We start from the raw sequence: 20,857 nt of genomic DNA, 5'->3' as shown, positions 1-20,857 counted from the left end.
AGCCCCAGCATTGATAGCAATCAGTGCTGGGGCTTTTTGCTTATCGGCTTAACTCGTTAGGCTAACCAATGTAATAAGCAGTCTAAACCTTGTACGTTAATGCTACTGTCAGCTTGTGCTAAGACAATCGGTTTGGCATGAAAGGCAACACCAAAACTGGCTGCTGCCATCATCACTAAGTCATTAGCGCCGTCGCCCATGGCAACTGTTTGGCTTTTTGGAATGTTATATTCTTTGCTCAATATAGCCAGAGAGTCGGCTTTAACTTGTGCATCCACCACATCACCTAATACCTTACCGGTGAGTTTGCCATCTATAATTTCTAACGTATTGGCAAACGCTGCATCTAAATTCAAGGTTTCTTTTAGGTGGTCAGCAAAATAAGTAAAGCCACCGGAAGCAATCGCTATACGCCAGTTGTGCTTTTTAAGCTCGGTAATCAAAGGCTTTAATCCTGCCATTAATGGCAGGTCTTTGGCGACATCACTTAATATGCTTATCGGAGCGCCAGCTAATGTCGCCACTCGTTGATGTAAACTTTGTGCAAAGTCCAATTCACCTAACATAGCGCGCTCAGTTACTGCTGCTACTTCTTCACCGACACCGGCTAGTTTGGCTATTTCATCAATGCATTCTATTGCTATGGTGGTTGAGTCCATATCCATGACGAGTAGACCCGGTTCACTTAAGCTAGGTACTTGGCTTAATAAGGCTGCCTCAATTTTATTGGCTAAGGTAAAGTCAGCCAGCGCTTTACGTGCTTTGATAAAGTCGGCGCAACGTACTTGAAAACGACAGCTGGTTTGATTATTACGGTGATTGATGGTGGTTAAGGCGATGATTTTAAGCTTCACTTGGCTTTGTATTGCTAAAAGTTGCGCCAGAGTCAGTTGTTGAAATACCACCAACTCGATCTTATCTTGCGCTGAGCTTGTGCCCAGCGGGTGTTTATCAAGGTTAAGTGCTTGCTCGGATAAGTCAAAGGCAATGGGTAATTGCTTATCTGCTAGCTTGTGGGCTAAATACTGTGCAAGGGACAGGGGTAAAACATTGGCGATAAAAGACACGTTAACTCTCTAGGGTATTGGTATATAGCCAAGTCACCTGAAGGTGCAGCATTCAGCTTGAATTAGCAACACCTTTAGGTAATGCATTGATTAAAGAGAATGTTTGTTTAGGAGAATAAGCTCCTGCATTCTTTAAGAACACCATCGGCGCTCTGGTCGAAATCAATAACGTCGCATAAAGCGTGGCTAAACCAGCCCTGTGGGGTCGTCTGAGCAAATCATGTTATTCGTTGCCTCATTTTTTAAGGGAATTACCATTAATAAAATAAGGCGCCTTGATCATTATTCGCTCAGCCGTCCTGAAACACGCACCTTCAAGTGGCTTGGGTATGTTATAAATATTAAACTTCACATCAGTTAATAATCTAACTATAGTGAGACTATTAATGCGCTAAAATAGTCACCTGTGTTTTTATGAAGCAAGCCGAACAGCCTTTATACCCTAAATTATCGTCGATTTATAATAAAATTCTGCAATTAGCTAGTGCTATTTTGCTTATCATAGTGCTGATCAGTATCTTACAAGCTAGCGGGGTCAAAAATAGTAATAATTTAACTAAGCATTTTAACTTTATAGCTAAGCAGCAATTACAACAAGCCATTGTTGGCGTTACTGTGATACTTGAGCAAGAGCATAAAGATAAACACCAACAAAAAGCCTTATTACAACGCTACCTTGATGGTTTGGTACAGGTTAATTTTGTTAATCAAATACACTTATATGATGCCACTGGCCGGCTATTCGTCTTTAGCACATCGTTGGAAAACGATAAGCAGGCTAATGACCTTGTTCGCCCTAAAGCCAAAAGTATTAACGATCTATATGGCATTTCACCCCAGCAAAGTAACCTAAGCGCTAAGTTAACGCCTATTGTTGCAGAAGTTCGTCATAGCGATTTTGCCAGTGATAAGCTGCATGGCTATCTACGTTTTACTATCGAGCCAATTTATTTAACTGCGATATTAGCAAAAGCGGATAAAGAGCAGCAGTCATTACAGCGATTAATGCTGTTAGTGGCAGGTGTGGTCGGTTTTCTGCTGACTCGTGGCTTAAACCGCTTTAGCAGACGCGGTTATCGTTTGTCTGCTAGCAGGTCAAAATCTAAAAGCGCGGTATCAAAAGAATGATCGGTTAAGCGTTAATAATTACTAGCTTAAGCTCAGACCTTAAAAAAAGGTTTTAATAAAGACTTCAACTAAGGGCGCTAGTCAAAGAAAATCCGTTCAATATTAACTTCCAGTTGACTGGCAATTTCTTCAGCACTCTCTACACGTATTGTGCTTAACACGGCAAAAATCTTGCTTAAATTGACTGGGGAGTTTGCCGGGGCGTTAGCTGGCGAATGTGCAGAAACCCTATGTTTTTCTTGTCTAGCTAGTTCGCTATTCGTCAGTATTTCTTTACCCGTCACATCAGCAGCCATTACCTCAGAGCTTAAGGGCATAGATGGCGCATCGGTTTCTAATACTAAACAGTCTAAGGGCAGGCGTTTGAGGGTATTGATGGTTTTTTTCGCCCGAGAATAGGTGATGGTACTACCAACACCAAGTTTAAAGCCCAAATCTAGGTAGCCCTTAGCTTGTTGGTAACTGCCAGTAAAACCATGAATGATACCGGCTCGGTTTAGCTGGTAGCGTTTTAAAAAAGGCATTATTTTATCGTGCGATTGTCGGTGATGAACAATTACCGGTAAGTTTTGCTGTTTGGCGAGATTAAGTTGAAAATCAAAAAAATGTTGCTGTTTTGCTAATTCGGCTGCGGGATCATCACTGCGTTTAATAATAGCGCCATCAAGACCAATTTCACCAATGGCAATAATGTCATTTTTAGCCTGGGTTACTTTTTCACTTAACAGTTCAAGATGAGTATCGTTTAATTCGTGTAAAAACCACGGATGAATACCTAAACAAGGATATATTTTAATAGGCTTATTATGGTGGTATTGAGCTAGGTGAAGTACTTTATCAAAGTTATCGGGGGCAATGGCAGGTACGATAATTCGCTTAATAGCCAATGTAGCGCATTGCGCTAATAAAGCGGGCAGTTGCTCACTAAAAACAGAGTCGTCAAGGTGACAATGACTATCGGTAAACTGCATCATTGCCTCCTTAATTGTTGCTTATCTACTCGTACTTTAGTTTGTAGCGGATTCAACGGCTGTGTGGCAACAGTATTATAAAGGGCTGCTGAGTGTGAATAAGTGAGCTTCATAAGCATGGATGCTTATGTCGAGCCCCAAAGATGGGTTAATGCGTCTCACTTATTTACTCAGCAATACTTTATTGCCACAGCATTAGAACTGCTACATGCGATCCATCACTTCGATGCCTAATATATCTAACCCTTGTTTTAAGGTGTTGGCAATCACTTGGCATAATGCCAAACGTGACACTTTAACTTCGTCGCTAATACCTTCTTTAAGGATAGGGCAGGCTTCATAAAAACTCATGTAAAGACTGGCTAATTCGTAAAGGTAGTTACATAACAAGTTAGGTGTACATTCACTAATAACGGCATCAATGACATCTTCAAGTTGCAATAACTTTAATGCTAAGGCTTTTTCTTGCGGCTCAATGATATTGATAACCGTATTACCAAGTAAGGCAGTGACTATTTGAGCTTCTTTAGCCTCTGGTTTAGAGAATATGCTTTGAATACGTGAGTAAGCATATTGTAAATAAGGCGCGGTAGCCCCTTCAAAGCTCAACATGGTTTTCCAGTTGAAAATATAATCACTGGTACGGTTTTTCGATAAATCGGCAAACTTAACCGCGCCAATACCTACTTTGTTAGAGATTTCAGCTAAATCAGCATCGCTAATTTCTGGATTTTTCTCCTTGATTAAATCACTAGCACGAAGCACTGCTTCATCAAGTAATTCAGCTAACTTGATAGTACCGCCAGTGCGGGTTTTAAATGGCTTGCCATCATCGCCCATCATCATACCAAACGGACAATGCTGATAACTGACATTTTCAGGTAAGAAGCCAGCTTTACGAGCAACAATTTCCACTTGTTTAAAGTGCAATGCTTGGCGAGCATCAGTGAAAATAATGATGCGATCAGCCGCTAGCTTGTCACTACGGTAGCGACATGCAGATAAATCGGTAGTGGCATATAAGAAACCACCACCGGATTTTTGTACGATAAATACCGACGGCTCGCCATCTTTACTGGCCATTTCATCAATGAATACGACTTTAGCGCCTTGACTCTCTTCGGCAATTTCTTTCGCCATGAGTTCATCAACTACCCTTGATAAATCGTCGTTATAAGCACTTTCGCCCATAATGTCTGAGCGCTGTAATGAAACATTTAACTTAGCGTAGATTTCTTCACTGTGAGCAATGGAGATATCAATAAATTGTTGCCATAATTTGGCACAATGCGCATCGCCACTTTGTAGTTTAACGACATCAGCACGCGCTCTATCGGCAAAACCTTCTTCGTTGTCAAAGCGAACTTTTGCTTCACGGTAAAAGTTTTCTAAATCGCTAAGGGCCGTTTCAGCCACTTCCTCGCTGGCAAGTTTATCGCTTAAGTGCGCGATTAACATACCAAATTGTGTACCCCAATCACCCATGTGATTTTGACGAATAACCTTGTCACCACGAAATTCTAGGGCGCGTACTACCGCATCACCAATAATGGTTGAGCGCAAGTGACCAACGTGCATTTCTTTGGCAAGGTTTGGTGCGCTGTAATCTACCACGACAGTTTGCTGTTTATCATCGACATTAACACCACGTTGTCTTACGCCGAGGTGAGTATCTTGAGCAACCATATTTAGTTGTGTTGCTAACCATTTTTCATCGAGGTGAATATTGATAAAGCCTGGGCCGGCTAATTCAATTTTGCTAGCGATACCGTCTAGGTTTAGCGCGGCAACAACCTTAGTGGCTAATTCGCGCGGATTGGTTTTTAGTTTTTTTGCTGCGCCCATCACACCATTGGCTTGATAGTCACCAAAATTTGGACGGTTAGATAAGCTAACCGCCGGGTTAGTGCCTTCAGGTAATCCCGCAGCAACCATAGCAGCACTTACTTTTTCACTTAATATATCTTTAATATTCATTTTAATAGACTCTTTATCATTGTTATTTGGCTCAATCTTGGCATCAATGATACTCACATGCGGTGCATGCTCCGTGTCATTTCTTTAACCTTGAACCAACTAACTGCGATAAAGACGCTATTACGCAGTTAGTGAAATTTATTTTTAATTATTTGCTAATTTTTATCTTTTAACAAAATAACATTAATCAGTTGAGCCTTGCTCAGTTTTGCAAACTAAATTGCATTTTAGCAAGCATCAAAAATAATATTATACTTCTCATGTTTGGCAAAGTGGTTTGCTTATTTTACCAGGCGCTTGGTCATTTTTATAAAGGAGCTTAGTACACTAAGTGACTGCATAAAAATGATTAAGCAACGCCGTAAAATGACAAACTAGGAAGCCAAACTAGTGTTCACGGGTCGAATGGAATTGTATATCGGGATGACGCTCTTGCGCTAAGGACAAATTAACCATAGTTGGTGCGATATAGGTTAAGTTATTACCACCATCATAGGCTAGGTTATCACCGGCTTTCTTTTTAAATTGCTCTAAAATACGCTCATCATCACAAGTACACCAGCGTGCGGTAGCAACATTAATTGGTTCGTAAATAGCATCAACCTTGTATTCGGTCTTCAATCGGTGCACAACCACCTCAAACTGTAAGACCCCAACCGCGCCAACAATCATGTCATTGTTAATAAAAGGTCTAAATACTTGTACCGCACCTTCTTCAGATAACTGTATCAAGCCTTTTTGTAGCTGCTTGGCTTTAAGTGGGTCACGCAGACGAATACGGCGGAACATTTCCGGGGCAAAGTTAGGAATACCGCCAAATTTCATCATTTCACCCGTGGTAAAAGTATCACCAATTTGGATACTGCCATGGTTGTGTAAACCGATAATATCGCCGGCATAAGCTTCATCAATGTGTGAACGATCACCGGCCATAAAGGTTACCGCATCGGCAATTTTGACATCTTTATTAATACGCACTTGTTTCATTTTCATGCCTTTTTCATACTTACCTGAGCAAATACGCATGAAAGCAATACGGTCTCTATGTTTGGGATCCATATTGGCTTGTATTTTAAAAATAAAACCAGAGAATTTTTCTTCTTCCGGGGCTACCGTGCGTAAATCTGTTTTGCGAGGTAAGGGCTTAGGTGCCCATTTAATCAGACCATCAAGCATGTGATCCACACCAAAGTTACCGAGTGCGGTGCCGAAAAATACCGGTGTTAACTCACCCTTGAGAAACTCCTCTAAATCAAATGCATGGGAGGCGCCAAGGACTAACTCCATTTCTTCACGAAAATCTTCAGCAAACGGACCAATAGCTTCATCAAGCGCCGGATTATCAAGGCCTTTAATGACGCGCTTTTCTTGAATCATGTGGCCTAGACCTGATTGATATAAAAATATTTCATCGGTTAATAAGTGATAAACACCTTTGAATTCTTTACCCATACCTATTGGCCAAGTTATCGGGGCACATTTTATCTTTAAGACGTCTTCAACTTCATCCATGACTTCAATAGGATCGCGGACATCACGATCCATTTTGTTCATAAAAGTAATGATAGGAGTATCGCGCAGGCGAGTAACTTCCATTAATTTAACGGTACGTGCTTCAACACCTTTGGCCACATCAATGACCATTAAACAAGAATCAACGGCGGTCAAAGTACGGTAGGTATCTTCGGAAAAATCTTCATGACCTGGGGTATCAAGTAAGTTTACTAAACAGTCTTTGTAAGGAAATTGCATTACCGAGGTAGTAATTGAGATACCACGCTCTTTTTCCATTTCCATCCAGTCAGATTTTGCGTGTTGACCTGATTTTTTACCTTTTACCGTGCCGGCTCTTTGCAAGGCTTGACCAAACAAAAGTACCTTTTCGGTGATGGTGGTTTTACCCGCATCGGGGTGAGAAATGATAGCAAAGGTGCGACGTAAGTCGACTTGCTGTTGCTGTACAGACATGCAAATTACCTGTTAAGTAAATAGTAGAGAAGCACCTTTAGCACTTGGTTTAGTACAGGGCTTTTCATAATGATAAGAAAATTGCACGCATTGTATCATTAAAATAGAGCTGATCTGAAAAAAGCATAGTTATTAGCACTAACTTTTTATATTGATTGTGGCAGTGGTAGCGTGGTGGGGCAGAAGCTAGCTAATAGCTCAGCAGGTGTTGAGCTATTAGCTAGTTTAACGCTTAGTTTCTAGCTTTGATCTAGCTGATTTTGGGCTTAAAGGTATACGGGCACTTTCTGGGGGATATAGCTAAAGTCAGAGTAGCTAAGATTACCCCATCGGGATTAACATCTTGAATATTGCAGACAATAATACTTGGCAAAAAAGGATTTGAAATTTAACCGTATTTGTACTTGATATACTTAACCTGAACTCTGGATAATGAGTGCTTGATGGTTAAGTAAAAACAACGACTTACGGTTGTTAAGAATAAAATATACAAGATTAAGTAGTAATATACACTATCAATGTTTCAATTTATTCGATTATCAAGGCAACACGTTTATGAATAACGGGTTATTTATCGACGTGTTAACGCTGAGAATCGGATAAAGGGGAATATTGAGCAAGTGCTGCTTATCCAGAGTTCAGGTTACTTACACCGCATTAATTAAATAGACTTGCAATGAATTGAGTTTCATCCACTTCTAATAACGGAGAGTGTACTTTTGAGGTGCTTTCAAGGCTAACTTGCTCAGTCTGTCGGCTCACCTGACTCAGTAATAATGCAAAGGCCTGCTCTTGGTTCAGTCCGGTTAATTTGCTAATGTTATTTAATGCCTCATTTACCATAAGGTTGGCAACATCTTCATTTGATAACTGGCTATCTGTGGCAGGATTTATTTTAGTAAACATGTTGCTCTCCCTATTAAGAGTTAGGCAAGGTAGCTAAGAAAGTTGTTAGCTATCTTAGCTAAAAGAGCGGGATTAACTAGCTAGTTTACGTATTGAAATGTGGTATTTTGTTAATATTTTGGCTAAATTGTTATTTAACCCTAGAGCGGTTACTTGTTCGATCAAGAACTATACATTAGCAAGTGAGTGACATCACGATAGCATCTTCATAACCAAAGCCTGAACTGCTAGGGTAGTAACCGGTGCGGCGGTTAATTTCGATAAAACCGGCATTCATATAGAGCATTTGTGCCGCGATGTTTTTTGCCCGTACTTCTAAGAATATTTTTGTTGCACCGAGTTTTTTTGCTTGCGCTAAAAATTGCTTAAGTAAGACTTTACCATAGCCTTTACCTTGCTCACTTGGCATGACACAAATATCCATAAGCGTGGCTTCGCCAATAACATATTCACCGATATAAAAGCCAATCACATTGCTTGCTTTGTGCTCAGTTGCGGCGGGCAAATTTGTAGAGGGACTTTCGCCCATTTTTTCACCAAGATTTTCACCAAAGTAACGGCCACCGATACAGCTTAAAAAGGTTTTTTCGCTCCACGGATGTGAGTGGCAAGCAAGCTCTATCAACATTAACTTATCGACATCGGCGGGCTTTATTTCAGTAAAATTATTGCTGTTTAGCTTTGAGGAATGACTCATTGTGTTTGTCTACCTAGTATTTGCCACAGTTGCTTTTTAAGCGTAGGCGACTTTGAAATTTCAGCGATAGCAGGGGTGATTAACTGCTGCTCAAACCAGTGCATTTCATCGGGTAATGATTCCGAGGTGAAATACCAGTTAAAGAGTCCTAAATCTAAGTGGTCATCTTGATGTTTGATTTCACCGATACTCAGCCCCGCAGCTAGCAAAATATCATTAAATAATTGCTGCTTAGCTAAATCTTTTAAATCAATATCAAGATAGTTTTGTACATGAGTCTGAGCGGTATCATTCTTATTATCACGCGAGCGGCTCTGCCATAGGCTAATACCCATTTCAGTTAGTTGCTCAAATTGATCTTGATTAATGCTCATCTGTGATGGCTCATTATCGGTTAGATTTAAGGTTGAATATAATGACAGAATTTCTCGCTAACGAAAAGCAGATATATTAATGCTTGAGCGAATGTCTTTAGTAGTGGTTTCTTTGCTGTTTATCAGATATTTTATTGCTAATAACTCGATAAATTATTAGCTATTTTATTCGGGCATAGACGGGAACTATTTAGCTCAAACAGAAGATAAAATGGCAGGGGTGGAGAGACTCGAACTCCCAACCATCGGTTTTGGAGACCGCTGTTCTACCAATTGGAACTACACCCCTGCAACGGATTCGAATTATACTGATGCGTGCTAAAAGGTAAAGCACAAATGCTAACTTTTTTATTAAATAGCGATTGTTTGCCTGATTTATCAACAAACTGGCACTAAAGTAGCCAGTTCATCTACCTTTTTACTTTGTGCTAAGTTAACGCTTATTTATTAAGTGATAAGTTTTGGTGACAAAATCGGTATTTATCGGGATAAGGGAAGACATCTTTATAAATACCATTGGCAACATCTTGCTGACACTGCTGCCAATAAGCCGGCGTTAATAAATCTTGATGATGTATCTTAAAGGCGGTTAAATAACTCGGGTTAGCCAGTGCAAAAGTGGCAAGCTCTTCTGGGAACATATCCCCAGGTAAAACACTGTACCATGGCTCTGCTGCGTAGAGTTGTTCTTCGGTAATGGCTTTAGGTTTTACCCGAAAGTTGACTTCATTCATATACGTTATTTCATCATAATCATAAAAGATCACTCGGCCATGGCGAGTTACGCCAAAGTTTTTCAGTAACATGTCTCCTGGAAATATATCAGCTGAGATCAGCTGCTTAATGGCCTGACCATAACCAAACATGGCTTGATTGATTTTTTCCTGGGCTTTATTTTTCAACGCATCCATTAGATATATATTAAGTGGCACCATGCGGCGCTCTATATAAAGATGTTCAATAATAATTAGTGCTTCTTTTCCTTCGCCTTCATAACGAATAATAGACGATGCGACTTTTTGTAATTCAGCTAACAGTTCATCGTTAAAACGTGCTTTGGGAAAGGCGACTTCTGAATATTCCATGGTATCAGCCATGCGACCCACTCTATCGTGCAGTTTAACTAAGCGATATTTACCCTTTACATCATTTTTAGTTATGTTTTTACTGGGAGAAAATTTATCTTTGATAATTTTAAAGACGTAAGGATAAGAGGGTAGGGTAAATACCGACATCACCATGCCCTTTATGCCGGCGGCTAATTCAAATTGATCGTCACTGCTATCGAGGTGATTGAGGAAATCTCGATAAAACTGGGTCTTGCCATGTTTATGAAAACCGATAGCTGAATATAAATCTGCTTTGGTTTTATGGGGCATAAGCCCTTGTAAGAAATTAACCAGAGCATAGGGGTGTAGGCAATCGACAAAAAAGTAAGCACGGGCAAAACCAAAAACTACCGCCATACTTTTGCTGGTGGTCAGTAAAGCATCTAAATATAAGCCGCCTTTCTCGTTGTTAAGTACCGCGACAATAAAGGGCGTTTCTCCAGCGGGGGACAATACTCGACCAATTAAGTAAGCACCTTTATTACGGTAAAAAGTAAAGTTAAGTATATCAAACTGTAAGTCGGCTAATTTAACGCGAGTTTTATGGGCATGGCGGCGAAAGGCATTAATAAGTATGTCGACATCACGGTCGAGGTTATCAAAGGGAATCACCGTTCGGTGACTATTCATAATGTCACAAATTGTTTGTTTTAAGCCAAGAGTTTGTGGTTGATAAGAGGTGTAAATTTCAGGAATGGCTTTATCATCAAGTCGGTGCGCAGTACTTTCGACAAAAATATAATTATTGTGATAATACTTACGCTCAAATAAGTGACAAAATACTGAATTATAGAAGGTTTCCGCTAGCTCTGGCTGGTTATGTTCAGTTAATAAATCAGAGTAGACGACTTTAACCTGTTGCCATAAAGTGTTATCAAGAGAGCTAATCTTTAAATCTGCCTTAATACAATTGAAGGTTTCCTTTACCCGTTCATCATAAAAGTTGGTCCTCGCTCTGGCCGAACGATGTACATCATGCCATTGGCATTGTTGAAACCGCTCTCTGGCTGATTGAGTAATTTCAATGAAAAGAGCAATATGGCGTTCAAAGCCGTTAATGATGGTGTTGGCTATAGTAAAAGCGAGTTCATCTCTCATAGGGCAATTAGCTCTTTAGTCAGTTTTAAGTATGTGTTAAGTCAATATTGGCTGATTTACCAACATACACTAAAACCCTTAGTGTTGAGATTATTTTCATAAATAGTGGCTATCACGGGCAATAATGTCATTAAAGATAACTTTGCTGACTGTGCTTTGCTGTTAAGGTTTACGCTAAAGAGCTAAAAGTACGAATTAACTTGCTATCAAGGGCACGCAGCTCTAAAATTACGCCTTTTTTAAGCCGAAAAATAGCCAATATCATGCGTGTTTCAGACTTTTCTTTCAAATTACCCCAAGCCCTTATTGCTCGTTATCCAAAAGCCGAGCGCAGTGCTAGCCGTTTAATGTCCTTAAATGGTAATACTGGTGTGATAACTGATGGTGTTTTTACCGATATTGTTGCGCAATTAAATCCAGGTGATTTGCTGGTTTTTAATAACACTCGAGTGATCCCTGCTCGAATGTTCGGTCAAAAAGCCAGTGGTGGTAAAATTGAGGTCTTGGTTGAGCGTATTATCGATGACAATACCGCGCTTGCTCACATTCGCGCCAGTAAATCACCTAAAGTTGGCAGTGAAATTTACTTAGGTAATGGCGAGGGGCAAGGTAAAGTGAAAGCCACCATGGTGGCCCGTCATGGTGCTCTTTTCGAGCTAAAATTTACCGGTGAGCAATCGGTGTTAGCTATTTTAGATGACATAGGTCATATGCCACTGCCGCCCTATATTGACCGCCCCGATGAAGACAGTGATAAAGAACGTTACCAAACGGTATATAATGAAAAACCAGGGGCGGTGGCAGCACCAACGGCTGGTTTACATTTCGATAATGCCTTATTAGATAAAATTAAAGCCAAGGGTGTTGAGCTGGCATTTATTACCTTGCATGTCGGCGCAGGTACTTTTCAACCGGTTAAGGTGGACGAGATTGCCGATCATATTATGCACGCTGAATATGTGGAAGTGTCAGATGAAGTAGTTGCGCAAATAACAAAAACTAAAGCGGCTGGCGGTAGAGTTGTCGCTGTTGGTACCACCTCGGTACGCTCCCTCGAAAGTGCAGCTAAAGCTGCACAAGATAAAGGTGAAGCCCTAAGCGCTTTTTATGGCGATACTGATATTTTTATAACTCCAGGTTATCAATTCCAACTTATAGATGCTTTAGTAACCAACTTTCATTTATCAGAGTCAACTTTATTGATGCTGGTCAGTGCCTTTTCTGGTTATGAGCATATAATGCCAGCTTATCAACATGCTATAGATAAAGAATACCGTTTTTTTAGTTATGGCGATGCGATGTTCTTGACCAAACAAGAGTTAACGAAAAAGAGCAAAGCAAGAGCTAAGTAATCGTTAGTTAAGCAAAAATATTATTTTAAAAGCAAGCACCGCCAGCCTGTTTAGCTAGTAGGTGAGAGAGAAAACTTTATGACTAAAACTGTAAAAAATAAAATGACCTATGAGTTAATTACCACCGATGGTAAAGCACGTCGTGGTCGATTAACCTTTGATCGTGGTGTAGTGGAAACGCCCGCATTTATGCCGGTAGGGACTTATGGTACGGTTAAAGGTATGAAGCCAGAGGACGTTGCCGCGACCGGCGCTGATATAATTTTAGGTAATACCTTTCATTTGATGTTGCGCCCAGGTACTGACATTATTGAACAACATGGTGGCTTACATGGTTTTATGAATTGGCATAAGCCAATTTTGACTGACTCAGGTGGTTTCCAAGTTTTTAGTTTAGGAAAAACCCGCAAAATCACTGAAGAAGGTGTTCGTTTTAGCTCGCCGGTTAATGGTGAAAAAATTATGCTGACTCCTGAGCGTTCAATAGAAGTGCAGCGTAGCTTAAACTCTGATATTGTCATGATCTTTGATGAGTGCACGCCATATCCAGCAAGTCACAAAGAATCAAAAGACTCCATGGAGTTATCACTTCGTTGGGCGCAACGTTCAAAAGATGCGCATGGCGATAGTCCTAATGCACTGTTTGGTATAGTGCAAGGCGGTATGTTTGAAGACTTACGAGAAGTATCTGTTGCTGGTTTACAAGCCATTGACTTTGATGGTTATGCCATAGGCGGTTTATCGGTAGGTGAACCTAAAGAAGATATGATTCGTATATTAGATCATACTACACCCTTGATACCTAAAAATAAGCCCCGATATCTGATGGGAGTAGGCAAGCCAGAAGACTTAGTTGAAGGTGTTCGTCGTGGTATTGACATGTTTGACTGTGTTATGCCAACACGTAATGCCCGCAATGGTCATTTATTTGTCAATACGGGCGTTATTAAGATTCGTAATGCCGCTCATAAAACAGATACTGGCCCCCTTGATGATACCTGTGATTGTTATACCTGTAAAAACTACTCACGTGCCTACTTGCATCACTTAGATAAGTGTAAAGAAATTTTAGGCTCGCAGTTAAATACCCTGCATAACCTACATTTTTATCAAAAAGTAATGCAAGGTTTGCGTGATGCGATTGAGCAAGGTAGATTAGACGCCTTTGTTGAAGAGTTTTATGCTTTACGTGGTTTACCTGTACCACCATTAGCGACAGGTAGTAAGCAAGTTTAGCTTTAAGCCTTAACTAAAAAACAAGTTTAAGTAGTAAATAATTATCAACGTTTAATAAATCTAGTGGCTTAGTATTTGCAGCTATTGGCTTCAATTGAAAGGAAAACGTACGGAGCTGACGTTAGTCAGTGAGTACCTTTGACGCCTCAATTGAGCGAAAGAGCAAAAAAATATAAAGTCACTAATCAATTAAGAATTAAAATAAGAAGTAAGAGGAATTTATGAGTTTATTTATCAGTACAGCACACGCCGCAGACGCATCCGCATTAACCAGTGGCGGTGGTATGGAAATGATGATTATGCTAGCCGTTTTTGGTTTGGTATTCTTTTTCATGATCTACCGTCCACAAGCTAAACGGGTAAAAGAGCATAAAGGTTTGATGTCTTCATTAGCGAAAGGCGATGAAGTGTTAACACAAGGTGGTATTGTTGGCAAAATCGTTAAAGTATCAGATGAAAAAGACTTTGTCGTTGTTAGCATTAGCGAAGGTACTGAAGTGACATTACAAAAAAGTGCTATCAACGCAGTACTTCCAAAAGGCACAATGAAAAATTTATAATCATTTTACCCTTGTTAATTGGCATTAGTTCGGCATCAAAAGTACTCATTGACGTGCGTCAACTCCGTGCATTTTCTTTGAATTAAAGCCAATTAACTTAGTTAACAGTAATTATGAACATATCCCAATAATTATTTTTTGATAAAAATAGTGAAAGAAATAAACGAATAAAAAGGACTCATTGTGTTAAATAAATACCCTTTATGGAAAACACTGATGGTGGTAGTTATTGTCGCTTTAGGTGCGCTCTATGCCACACCAAACTTATATGGTGAATCACCTGCGGTGCAAGTGTCAGGTTTACGTGGTGTCGAAGCTGATGCCGGCACACTTGATAATATCAAGGCATATTTAGACGAAAATAACCTAGATTTTGACAGTGTCGTTTTAGAAAATGGTCAAATATTAGCGCGCTTTACAAATACTGAAGATCAGTTGAAAGCCCGTGATATATTGGATGATAAATTAGGTAATAAGTTTTCAGTTGCCTTAAATTTAACGCCTAATACACCAGATTGGCTAGCAGCTATTGGCGGTACGCCAATGAAATTAGGTTTAGATTTAAGTGGTGGTGTTAGCTTCTTGATGGAAGTAAACATGCAAGAAGCCATTAATAAAGCTAAAAGCGCTATGGTCAGTGATTTTCGTGATGATTTACGCAGTGAAAAAATTCGCTATCGCAGCGTAAAAGAAGCCAATAATGGCGTCGTTGTTATCTTTCGTAAAGTTGCCGATCTAGAAGCCGCAGAGACACTACTGAAAAAACGTTACCGTGATTTACTGGTAAAAACGAATGATGATAAGTTAACGCTTAGCGCGAAAATGACCGAGCAAAAGCTGAAAGAAATTCGTGAATACGCTATTCAACAAAACATTACTATTATTCGTAACCGTGTTAACGAACTCGGTGTTGCCGAGCCGCTTGTTCAGCGACAAGGTAAAAAGCATATTGTTATTGAATTACCGGGTGTACAAGATACCGCTAAAGCAAAAGAAATTCTTAATGCAACAGCAACTATCGAGTTTCGCTTGGTCGATACCGAAGGTGATTTAGCTAATGCCTTAAAAGGTCGTATACCGGCAAACTCTATTTTATTAAGAGATAGAGACGGTCGCCCGAGCTTATTGAAAAAACGTGTCATGTTAACGGGTGATCATATTACCGATGCTAAATCAGGTTTTGACGAGTACTCACGTCCACAAGTTAATATTTCACTGGATAGTGCTGGTGGTGCAAAAATGTCCAATGGCACTAAAAGTAATATTGGTAAACCAATGGCGACGGTATTTATTGAGTATAAACCTACGGGTAAACGTGACGCCGAAGGCAATATTATTTTTGAAAAAGTACAAGAAATAATCTCTATTGCTACAATCCAATCTCGATTAGGTAAATCCTTCCGTATTACTGGCTCAGGCAGTCCTGCTGAAGCACATAACCTAGCGTTATTATTACGAGCGGGTGCTTTGATTGCACCAATTACCATCGTTGAAGAACGTACTGTTGGTCCTACCTTAGGCGCTGAAAACGTGCGACTTGGCTTTGAAGCTATTATGCTGGGTTTTGGCTTAGTATTTATCTTTATGATGGTTTACTATCGTGCCTTTGGTGTGGTGGCTAACCTTGCTTTAGGGGCAAACTTAATCCTGATAGTGGGTATTATGTCATTGATGCCAGGTGCAACGTTAACATTACCCGGTATGGCAGGTATTGTCTTAACCGTTGGTATGGCGGTGGATGCTAACGTACTTATTTTTGAGCGGATTCGAGAAGAAATACGTGAAGGTAAGACCATTCAGCAAGCTATTCATCAAGGTTATGATGCCGCATTTTCTACTATTATCGATGCCAATGTCACCACCTTAATCGCAGCAGTAATTTTATATGCGATTGGCACAGGACCTGTTAAAGGTTTCGCCATCACCTTGTCTATCGGTATTATCACTTCAATGTTTACTTCTGTTATTGGTACTCGCGCAGTCGTTAATGCTATTTGGGGCGGTAAACGCCTTGATAAATTACCTATATAGAGACAGGAACGATAAATTATGCAAATTTTACACTTAAAAGAAACTGTCAAATTTATGAGCTATCGCAAGATAGCCCTAGTATTTAGCGCCTTAATGATGATCGCTTCAGTGATCTCGTTAGCAACAAACAAGTTAAACTTTGGTTTAGACTTTACTGGCGGCACCCTTATTGAAGTTGGTTTTGAACAACCAGCTGATTTAAAGATAATACGCCAAGTAATGGCTGAGAATGGTTTTGCAGATGCCAAAGTACAATTTTACGGCAGCAGTCGTGACGTAGTTATTCGCTTAGGTTTACGTGGTGATGTTAAAGCTGAGATGTTAGGTAATGAAATACTTAGCGTTTTACAAAAGGCTACGGGGCAAACTGTCGATATGCGCCGTATTGAATTTGTTGGTGCTAGTGTTGGTGATGAGTTAGCGGAGCAGGGAGGTTTAGCCATGTTAACGGCGCTTATCTGTATACTCATGTATGTAGCCTTCCGTTTTGAATGGCGCTTTGCTGTTGGCTCAGTGGTGGCGTTATTCCACGATGTATTATTAACACTGGGTTTGTTTTCTATTTTACAACTAGAGTTTGACCTTACGGTATTGGCGGCGATATTAGCGGTTATTGGTTATTCACTGAACGATACTATTGTGGTTTCGGATCGTATTCGTGAAAACTTTAGGAAAATACGCAATAGTGATCCGGAAGACGTGATTAATATCTCTTTAACACAAACCTTGAGTCGTACCATTATTACTTCGTTTACCACGTTAATAGTATTGGCGGCTTTATTCTTTAGAGGTGGAGAGCTAATTCACGGTTTTGCCACCGCATTATTGTTTGGTGTTTTTGTTGGTACTTACTCTTCAATTTATGTCGCTAGTTTAGTCGCCTTAGCTTTAGGGGTTTCACGAGAAGATTTAATTCAAGAAGTGATTGAAAAAGAAGGTGCAGATCAAGACGCTATGATGCCTTAACAATTATTGTTATTGAGCCATAAAAAAAGCCGAGTAACGAAAGTTACTCGGCTTTTTTGTATTAAATGGATTAGTAAAACTAGGAGGAATAATTAGCAAGCATTAAATATCGTTTAAAAAGAATAACGTGCTGAGAAAGTTAAGTATTGCACATCAGTGGAAAGCTGGAAGTTTACTCCTGCCGATATATTCTCGGTGAAATGATAAAAGCCAGCAAACTTAAATGAAGTATCATTTCCCTCTATTTTTTCGTATGAGATAGCCGTCATGAACTCAAAAGAATCAGTGAGCATAGAGCGAACCCCTAAAGATAATTCATAACCATTATTGTCATTACTTTCGTGCTCACTAAGGTATGATACTTTCGTGGATATGCTGGCAAATGAAGCGGTAGTAAAAAAATCAGTTTTATCATTTATCCCATGGCGGTAACCAAGGCCTAAATTCAATAAATTTGCTTCGACATCTACTCTGTTAAAAGAATCAGATATATCTCGATAACGGCCAAAGGCGAAAAAATTCTCATGAAAACTAACAGAGCCCTCAAGATGTATACCAGTAAAGTCAGCTTGTTCTAGAGATGATACACTTCCTTTAATATAGCCAATTTCAGCATAACTCCAGTTGGGTGATTGAGTTGCGAAAGTTGCTGTACTTGTTAAAACACAGACAGTAATTACAGAGGTTAAAATATTTTATTCATTTATATATCCTTATAAAAAACTTTAAATAGACAGGTATAAGCTATGCTCAAGCTTCATGTGAGTATCATTGTAAGCACAGTGTAATAATGATGTAAACGATAGTTTTCGTATTTATAGTGTTTTGATTTTAATGACATAAAATATTATCCACGTTTGACTTAATAAAATGATACGCGATTAAATTTTCCCTCAACGAAGTAATTCATCAGAATTATTCACTCTTTTTTTGCACTACACTTAACCATGCTGTATGCTGCCGCCCTTTCATGCTGCCAACATTTTTATCCCGCTGTCAGTATTTTCTATTTACTAAAGAGATTCTTATGAGCGATACCCCGACAACTAAATTTACTGATTTAGGTTTATCTGAGCCATTACTAAAAGCAGTACGTGATAAGGGTTATGAAACACCATCTCCTATTCAAGCGCAAGCTATTCCAGCGGTTCTTTCTGGACGAGATATTATGGCAGTAGCGCAAACGGGCACCGGTAAAACGGCAGGTTTTACTTTACCGTTATTACAGCGCCTTTCTAGTAACAAAGGCAATAAGGTTGCGTCAAACAACGTAAGAGCATTAATACTTACCCCAACACGTGAACTAGCGGCGCAAATCCACGAAAGTATAGAGACCTATGGTAAGTATTTACATTTACACTCAATGGTCGTTTTTGGTGGCGTGAAAATTAATCCGCAAATGATGCGTCTTCGCCAAGGTGTTGATGTATTGGTGGCAACGCCAGGACGTTTACTCGATTTATACAATCAAAGAGCGGTAAAATTTAGTCAACTTGAAGTGTTTATTCTTGATGAAGCCGATCGCATGTTAGATATGGGCTTTATTCGCGATATTAAAAAGCTTATCGCAGTGCTACCAAAGGACCGTCAAAACTTACTTTTTTCAGCAACCTTCTCTCCGGAGATCCGTGCGCTTGCTAAAGGTCTGGTTAATAACCCATTAGAGATTTCGGTAGATGCTGAAAATAGCACCGCAGACAAAGTTACCCAATGGTTAATGGCCGTTGATAAAAAACGTAAGCCAGCAGTACTTACATATTTAATACAAGAAAATAACTGGCAACAAGTGTTGGTTTTCACTAAAACCAAACATGGCGCTAATAAGCTAACCAAGCACCTCGAAGCAGAAGGCATAACTGCAGCGGCTATCCATGGTAATAAAAGCCAAGGAGCACGTACTAAAGCACTTGCTGCCTTTAAAGATGGCTCAGTCAAGGTACTAGTGGCAACCGATATTGCTGCTCGTGGTATTGATATTGATTTATTACCGCAAGTGGTTAACTTTGATTTACCGAATGTGCCAGAGGATTATGTGCATCGTATTGGCCGTACAGCCCGTGCCGGTAATACTGGCCAAGCATTGTCATTAGTTTGTGCCGATGAGTTAGACTTATTGTGGGGCATTGAACATGTTATTCAGCAGCATATTGAGCGTAAAGTTATTGAGAAGTTTATACCTGCCAATGAGCTGGGCGAATCACGTGCGATAAAACCTTTAAGAACAGGTAGGCCGCCAAAGTCTAAACCAAGTCAACATTCAGCACGTGGTAGAGGTCGAGTTGAACATAAAGATGGTCAACGCTCAGGTGGTAATGCTAATGGTCACAATACCGGTGGCAATAAAGCAAAACCTGCGAACAACTCCTCTAGACGTAAAAAGCCGGAATACGACGGTACTGGGCCTAAGCCACGTACCCCAAGACGTGCAGCAAATAATAGCTAGTTCTAATTAGCACATCTTAATAGCAAGAAAAAGGCTTATGACCAATAGTAATTCTATTCATCATAAGCCTTTTTTATTTACTGCTCGGAATGGTTAGTGCCGTTAAGGTGTTAAGTAACCTAAGTTAGTGAGCTGCTCACTGGGAAATAGTCCAACAACATCACCAATCACAATTAAGCTTGGTGGTGTTATTTTATGTAAGGTTACCAGTTCGCTTAAATTAGCTAATGTGCCCTTTATCACCTGCTGATCTTGGTGCGTGCCTTTACGAATTAACGCTGCTGGGGTATTTATATCACGACCCGCAGCTATCAGTTGAGTGGTAATTATCGGTAAACTTTTTATACCCATATAAAAGACAATCGTTTGCTCTTTATCATTCAATGCCTGCCAAGGTAAGTCTAGTGCACCATTATCTTGCACATGCCCTGTGATAAAGGTGCAACTTCGAGCTATGTTTCTATGAGTTAACGGGATACCAGCATAACTAGTACAAGCCGATGCTGCGGTCATGCCAGGGACAATATGACAAGCGATACCATGGCTTAATAAAAACTGGGCTTCTTCAGAGCCACGACCAAAGACAAAGGGATCGCCACCTTTTAAGCGGACCACTCTTTTACCTAATAGAGCATTATCAACCAAAAGCTGATTAATGCCTTCTTGCGGAACCCTATGATCTGCTTGCTTTTTACCAACATATATTTGCTGGCAATCGCTAGGTAATAGTGCCATTACAGCTTCACTGACTAGCCGATCATAGATAACTACTTCTGCTTGTTTGATAAAACGATAGGCTTGAATGGTCAGTAAATCTGGGTCGCCAGGACCTGCGCCAACTAAGGCGACTTCTCCGCCGATAAAGGCTTGTTTTGTGGTCTTAATGTTATCCATGAGCTCTCTTAACAAATGTACTAAAAACTATATAGTTAGTCTAAAGCAAAAAAAGCGCCACAGTGACCTTATTTAGTAAG

The 20,857-nt window shown here is 40.0% G+C and carries 17 protein-coding genes and 1 tRNA gene; 7 read left to right on the top strand and 11 right to left on the bottom strand.

The features are described 5' to 3' along the window. Positions 1-56: 56 nt before the first annotated feature. Positions 57-1,067, bottom strand: coding sequence for a phosphoserine phosphatase SerB (gene serB / locus MTCD1_RS02265; protein WP_057179975.1), 1,011 nt, complete (start codon positions 1,065-1,067; stop codon positions 57-59). Positions 1,068-1,481: 414 nt separating this feature from the next. Between serB and MTCD1_RS02255 the strand changes: the two genes are divergently transcribed. Next, positions 1,482-2,195, top strand: a complete 714-nt coding sequence (locus tag MTCD1_RS02255; protein ID WP_057179976.1) for a hypothetical protein — start codon at positions 1,482-1,484, stop codon at positions 2,193-2,195. A gap of 77 nt (positions 2,196-2,272) precedes the next feature. Here the strand turns inward: MTCD1_RS02255 and MTCD1_RS02250 are convergent, their stop codons facing one another. The 8 genes from MTCD1_RS02250 to aceK all read right to left on the bottom strand — a co-directional run bounded on the left by MTCD1_RS02250 (position 2,273) and on the right by aceK (position 11,295). Continuing rightward, a complete protein-coding gene (locus tag MTCD1_RS02250) occupies positions 2,273-3,169 on the bottom strand; it encodes a TatD family hydrolase (RefSeq protein WP_231732967.1) in 897 nt (298 codons plus the stop codon). 201 nt (positions 3,170-3,370) lie between these two features. Next, positions 3,371-5,143 (bottom strand): arginine--tRNA ligase, encoded by a 1,773-nt coding sequence (gene argS, locus MTCD1_RS02245; protein ID WP_057180335.1) that lies wholly within the window; start codon positions 5,141-5,143, stop codon positions 3,371-3,373. A gap of 387 nt (positions 5,144-5,530) precedes the next feature. After that, a complete protein-coding gene (gene prfC, locus MTCD1_RS02240; RefSeq protein WP_057179978.1) occupies positions 5,531-7,111 on the bottom strand; it encodes a peptide chain release factor 3 in 1,581 nt (526 codons plus the stop codon). Positions 7,112-7,768: 657 nt separating this feature from the next. Beyond that, positions 7,769-8,017: a hypothetical protein gene (locus tag MTCD1_RS02235; RefSeq protein WP_057179979.1), complete on the bottom strand. Its 249-nt coding sequence runs from the start codon at positions 8,015-8,017 to the stop codon at positions 7,769-7,771. A 175-nt stretch (positions 8,018-8,192) separates the two neighbouring features. Beyond that, positions 8,193-8,714, bottom strand: a complete 522-nt coding sequence (gene rimI / locus MTCD1_RS02230) for a ribosomal protein S18-alanine N-acetyltransferase (protein ID WP_057179980.1) — start codon at positions 8,712-8,714, stop codon at positions 8,193-8,195. Continuing rightward, positions 8,711-9,088 (bottom strand): DNA polymerase III subunit psi, encoded by a 378-nt coding sequence (locus MTCD1_RS02225; RefSeq protein ID WP_057179981.1) that lies wholly within the window; start codon positions 9,086-9,088, stop codon positions 8,711-8,713. The genes rimI and MTCD1_RS02225 overlap by 4 nt, the downstream gene beginning before the upstream one ends. A 212-nt stretch (positions 9,089-9,300) precedes the next feature. Then, positions 9,301-9,377, bottom strand: a tRNA-Trp gene (locus tag MTCD1_RS02220). Between the two features lie 151 nt (positions 9,378-9,528). Beyond that, complete coding sequence (aceK, locus tag MTCD1_RS02215; RefSeq protein ID WP_057179982.1) at positions 9,529-11,295, bottom strand: bifunctional isocitrate dehydrogenase kinase/phosphatase; 1,767 nt, start codon at positions 11,293-11,295, stop codon at positions 9,529-9,531. A gap of 263 nt (positions 11,296-11,558) precedes the next feature. Between aceK and queA the strand changes: the two genes are divergently transcribed. The 5 genes from queA to secF all read left to right on the top strand — a co-directional run bounded on the left by queA (position 11,559) and on the right by secF (position 17,440). Continuing rightward, positions 11,559-12,647, top strand: coding sequence for a tRNA preQ1(34) S-adenosylmethionine ribosyltransferase-isomerase QueA (queA, locus tag MTCD1_RS02210; RefSeq protein WP_057179983.1), 1,089 nt, complete (start codon positions 11,559-11,561; stop codon positions 12,645-12,647). 102 nt (positions 12,648-12,749) lie between these two features. Then, positions 12,750-13,883, top strand: coding sequence for a tRNA guanosine(34) transglycosylase Tgt (gene tgt, locus MTCD1_RS02205; RefSeq protein ID WP_057180337.1), 1,134 nt, complete (start codon positions 12,750-12,752; stop codon positions 13,881-13,883). Between the two features lie 221 nt (positions 13,884-14,104). Then, positions 14,105-14,443: a preprotein translocase subunit YajC gene (yajC, locus tag MTCD1_RS02200; protein WP_057179984.1), complete on the top strand. Its 339-nt coding sequence runs from the start codon at positions 14,105-14,107 to the stop codon at positions 14,441-14,443. A gap of 183 nt (positions 14,444-14,626) precedes the next feature. Next, positions 14,627-16,474, top strand: a complete 1,848-nt coding sequence (gene secD, locus MTCD1_RS02195; RefSeq protein ID WP_057179985.1) for a protein translocase subunit SecD — start codon at positions 14,627-14,629, stop codon at positions 16,472-16,474. Between the two features lie 18 nt (positions 16,475-16,492). Further along, positions 16,493-17,440, top strand: coding sequence for a protein translocase subunit SecF (secF, locus tag MTCD1_RS02190; RefSeq protein WP_057179986.1), 948 nt, complete (start codon positions 16,493-16,495; stop codon positions 17,438-17,440). Positions 17,441-17,553: 113 nt separating this feature from the next. Here the strand turns inward: secF and MTCD1_RS02185 are convergent, their stop codons facing one another. Beyond that, positions 17,554-18,117 carry an outer membrane beta-barrel protein gene (locus tag MTCD1_RS02185; protein ID WP_369007700.1) on the bottom strand — a complete coding sequence of 188 codons (564 nt, stop codon included), beginning with the start codon at positions 18,115-18,117 and terminating at the stop codon, positions 17,554-17,556. 350 nt (positions 18,118-18,467) lie between these two features. On the opposite strand from MTCD1_RS02185, the gene MTCD1_RS02180 reads away from it, so the two are divergent. Next, the gene (locus MTCD1_RS02180; protein WP_057179988.1) at positions 18,468-19,883 is read left to right on the top strand and encodes a DEAD/DEAH box helicase; all 1,416 of its coding nucleotides are present in this window, start codon (positions 18,468-18,470) and stop codon (positions 19,881-19,883) included. 102 nt (positions 19,884-19,985) lie between these two features. Here MTCD1_RS02180 and cobA read toward each other — a convergent pair whose 3' ends face one another. Then, the gene (gene cobA, locus MTCD1_RS02175; RefSeq protein WP_057179989.1) at positions 19,986-20,777 is read right to left on the bottom strand and encodes a uroporphyrinogen-III C-methyltransferase; all 792 of its coding nucleotides are present in this window, start codon (positions 20,775-20,777) and stop codon (positions 19,986-19,988) included. Positions 20,778-20,857 lie beyond the last annotated feature (80 nt).

It is taken from the genome of Colwellia marinimaniae (genome assembly GCF_002207865.1).
Taxonomy (GTDB): Bacteria; Pseudomonadota; Gammaproteobacteria; order Enterobacterales; family Alteromonadaceae; genus Colwellia; species Colwellia marinimaniae.
Note: the sequence above shows the minus strand (reverse complement) of the source record. Positions and strands in the feature narration are given on the sequence as shown.

Excerpts from the sequence above, each read along its gene's own strand:
- prfC (WP_057179978.1), bottom strand. The coding sequence starts at position 7,111 with ATGTCTGTACAGCAACAGCAAGTCGACTTACGTCGCACCTTTGCTATC.
- aceK (WP_057179982.1), bottom strand. The coding sequence starts at position 11,295 with ATGAGAGATGAACTCGCTTTTACTATAGCCAACACCATCATTAACGGC.
- tgt (WP_057180337.1), top strand. The coding sequence starts at position 12,750 with ATGACCTATGAGTTAATTACCACCGATGGTAAAGCACGTCGTGGTCGA.
- yajC (WP_057179984.1), top strand. The coding sequence starts at position 14,105 with ATGAGTTTATTTATCAGTACAGCACACGCCGCAGACGCATCCGCATTA.
- MTCD1_RS02235 (WP_057179979.1), bottom strand. The coding sequence starts at position 8,017 with ATGTTTACTAAAATAAATCCTGCCACAGATAGCCAGTTATCAAATGAA.
- MTCD1_RS02225 (WP_057179981.1), bottom strand. The coding sequence starts at position 9,088 with ATGAGCATTAATCAAGATCAATTTGAGCAACTAACTGAAATGGGTATT.
- rimI (WP_057179980.1), bottom strand. The coding sequence starts at position 8,714 with ATGAGTCATTCCTCAAAGCTAAACAGCAATAATTTTACTGAAATAAAG.
- cobA (WP_057179989.1), bottom strand. The coding sequence starts at position 20,777 with ATGGATAACATTAAGACCACAAAACAAGCCTTTATCGGCGGAGAAGTC.
- MTCD1_RS02180 (WP_057179988.1), top strand. The coding sequence starts at position 18,468 with ATGAGCGATACCCCGACAACTAAATTTACTGATTTAGGTTTATCTGAG.
- argS (WP_057180335.1), bottom strand. The coding sequence starts at position 5,143 with ATGAATATTAAAGATATATTAAGTGAAAAAGTAAGTGCTGCTATGGTT.
- MTCD1_RS02255 (WP_057179976.1), top strand. The coding sequence starts at position 1,482 with ATGAAGCAAGCCGAACAGCCTTTATACCCTAAATTATCGTCGATTTAT.
- secF (WP_057179986.1), top strand. The coding sequence starts at position 16,493 with ATGCAAATTTTACACTTAAAAGAAACTGTCAAATTTATGAGCTATCGC.
- queA (WP_057179983.1), top strand. The coding sequence starts at position 11,559 with ATGCGTGTTTCAGACTTTTCTTTCAAATTACCCCAAGCCCTTATTGCT.
- MTCD1_RS02250 (WP_231732967.1), bottom strand. The coding sequence starts at position 3,169 with ATGATGCAGTTTACCGATAGTCATTGTCACCTTGACGACTCTGTTTTT.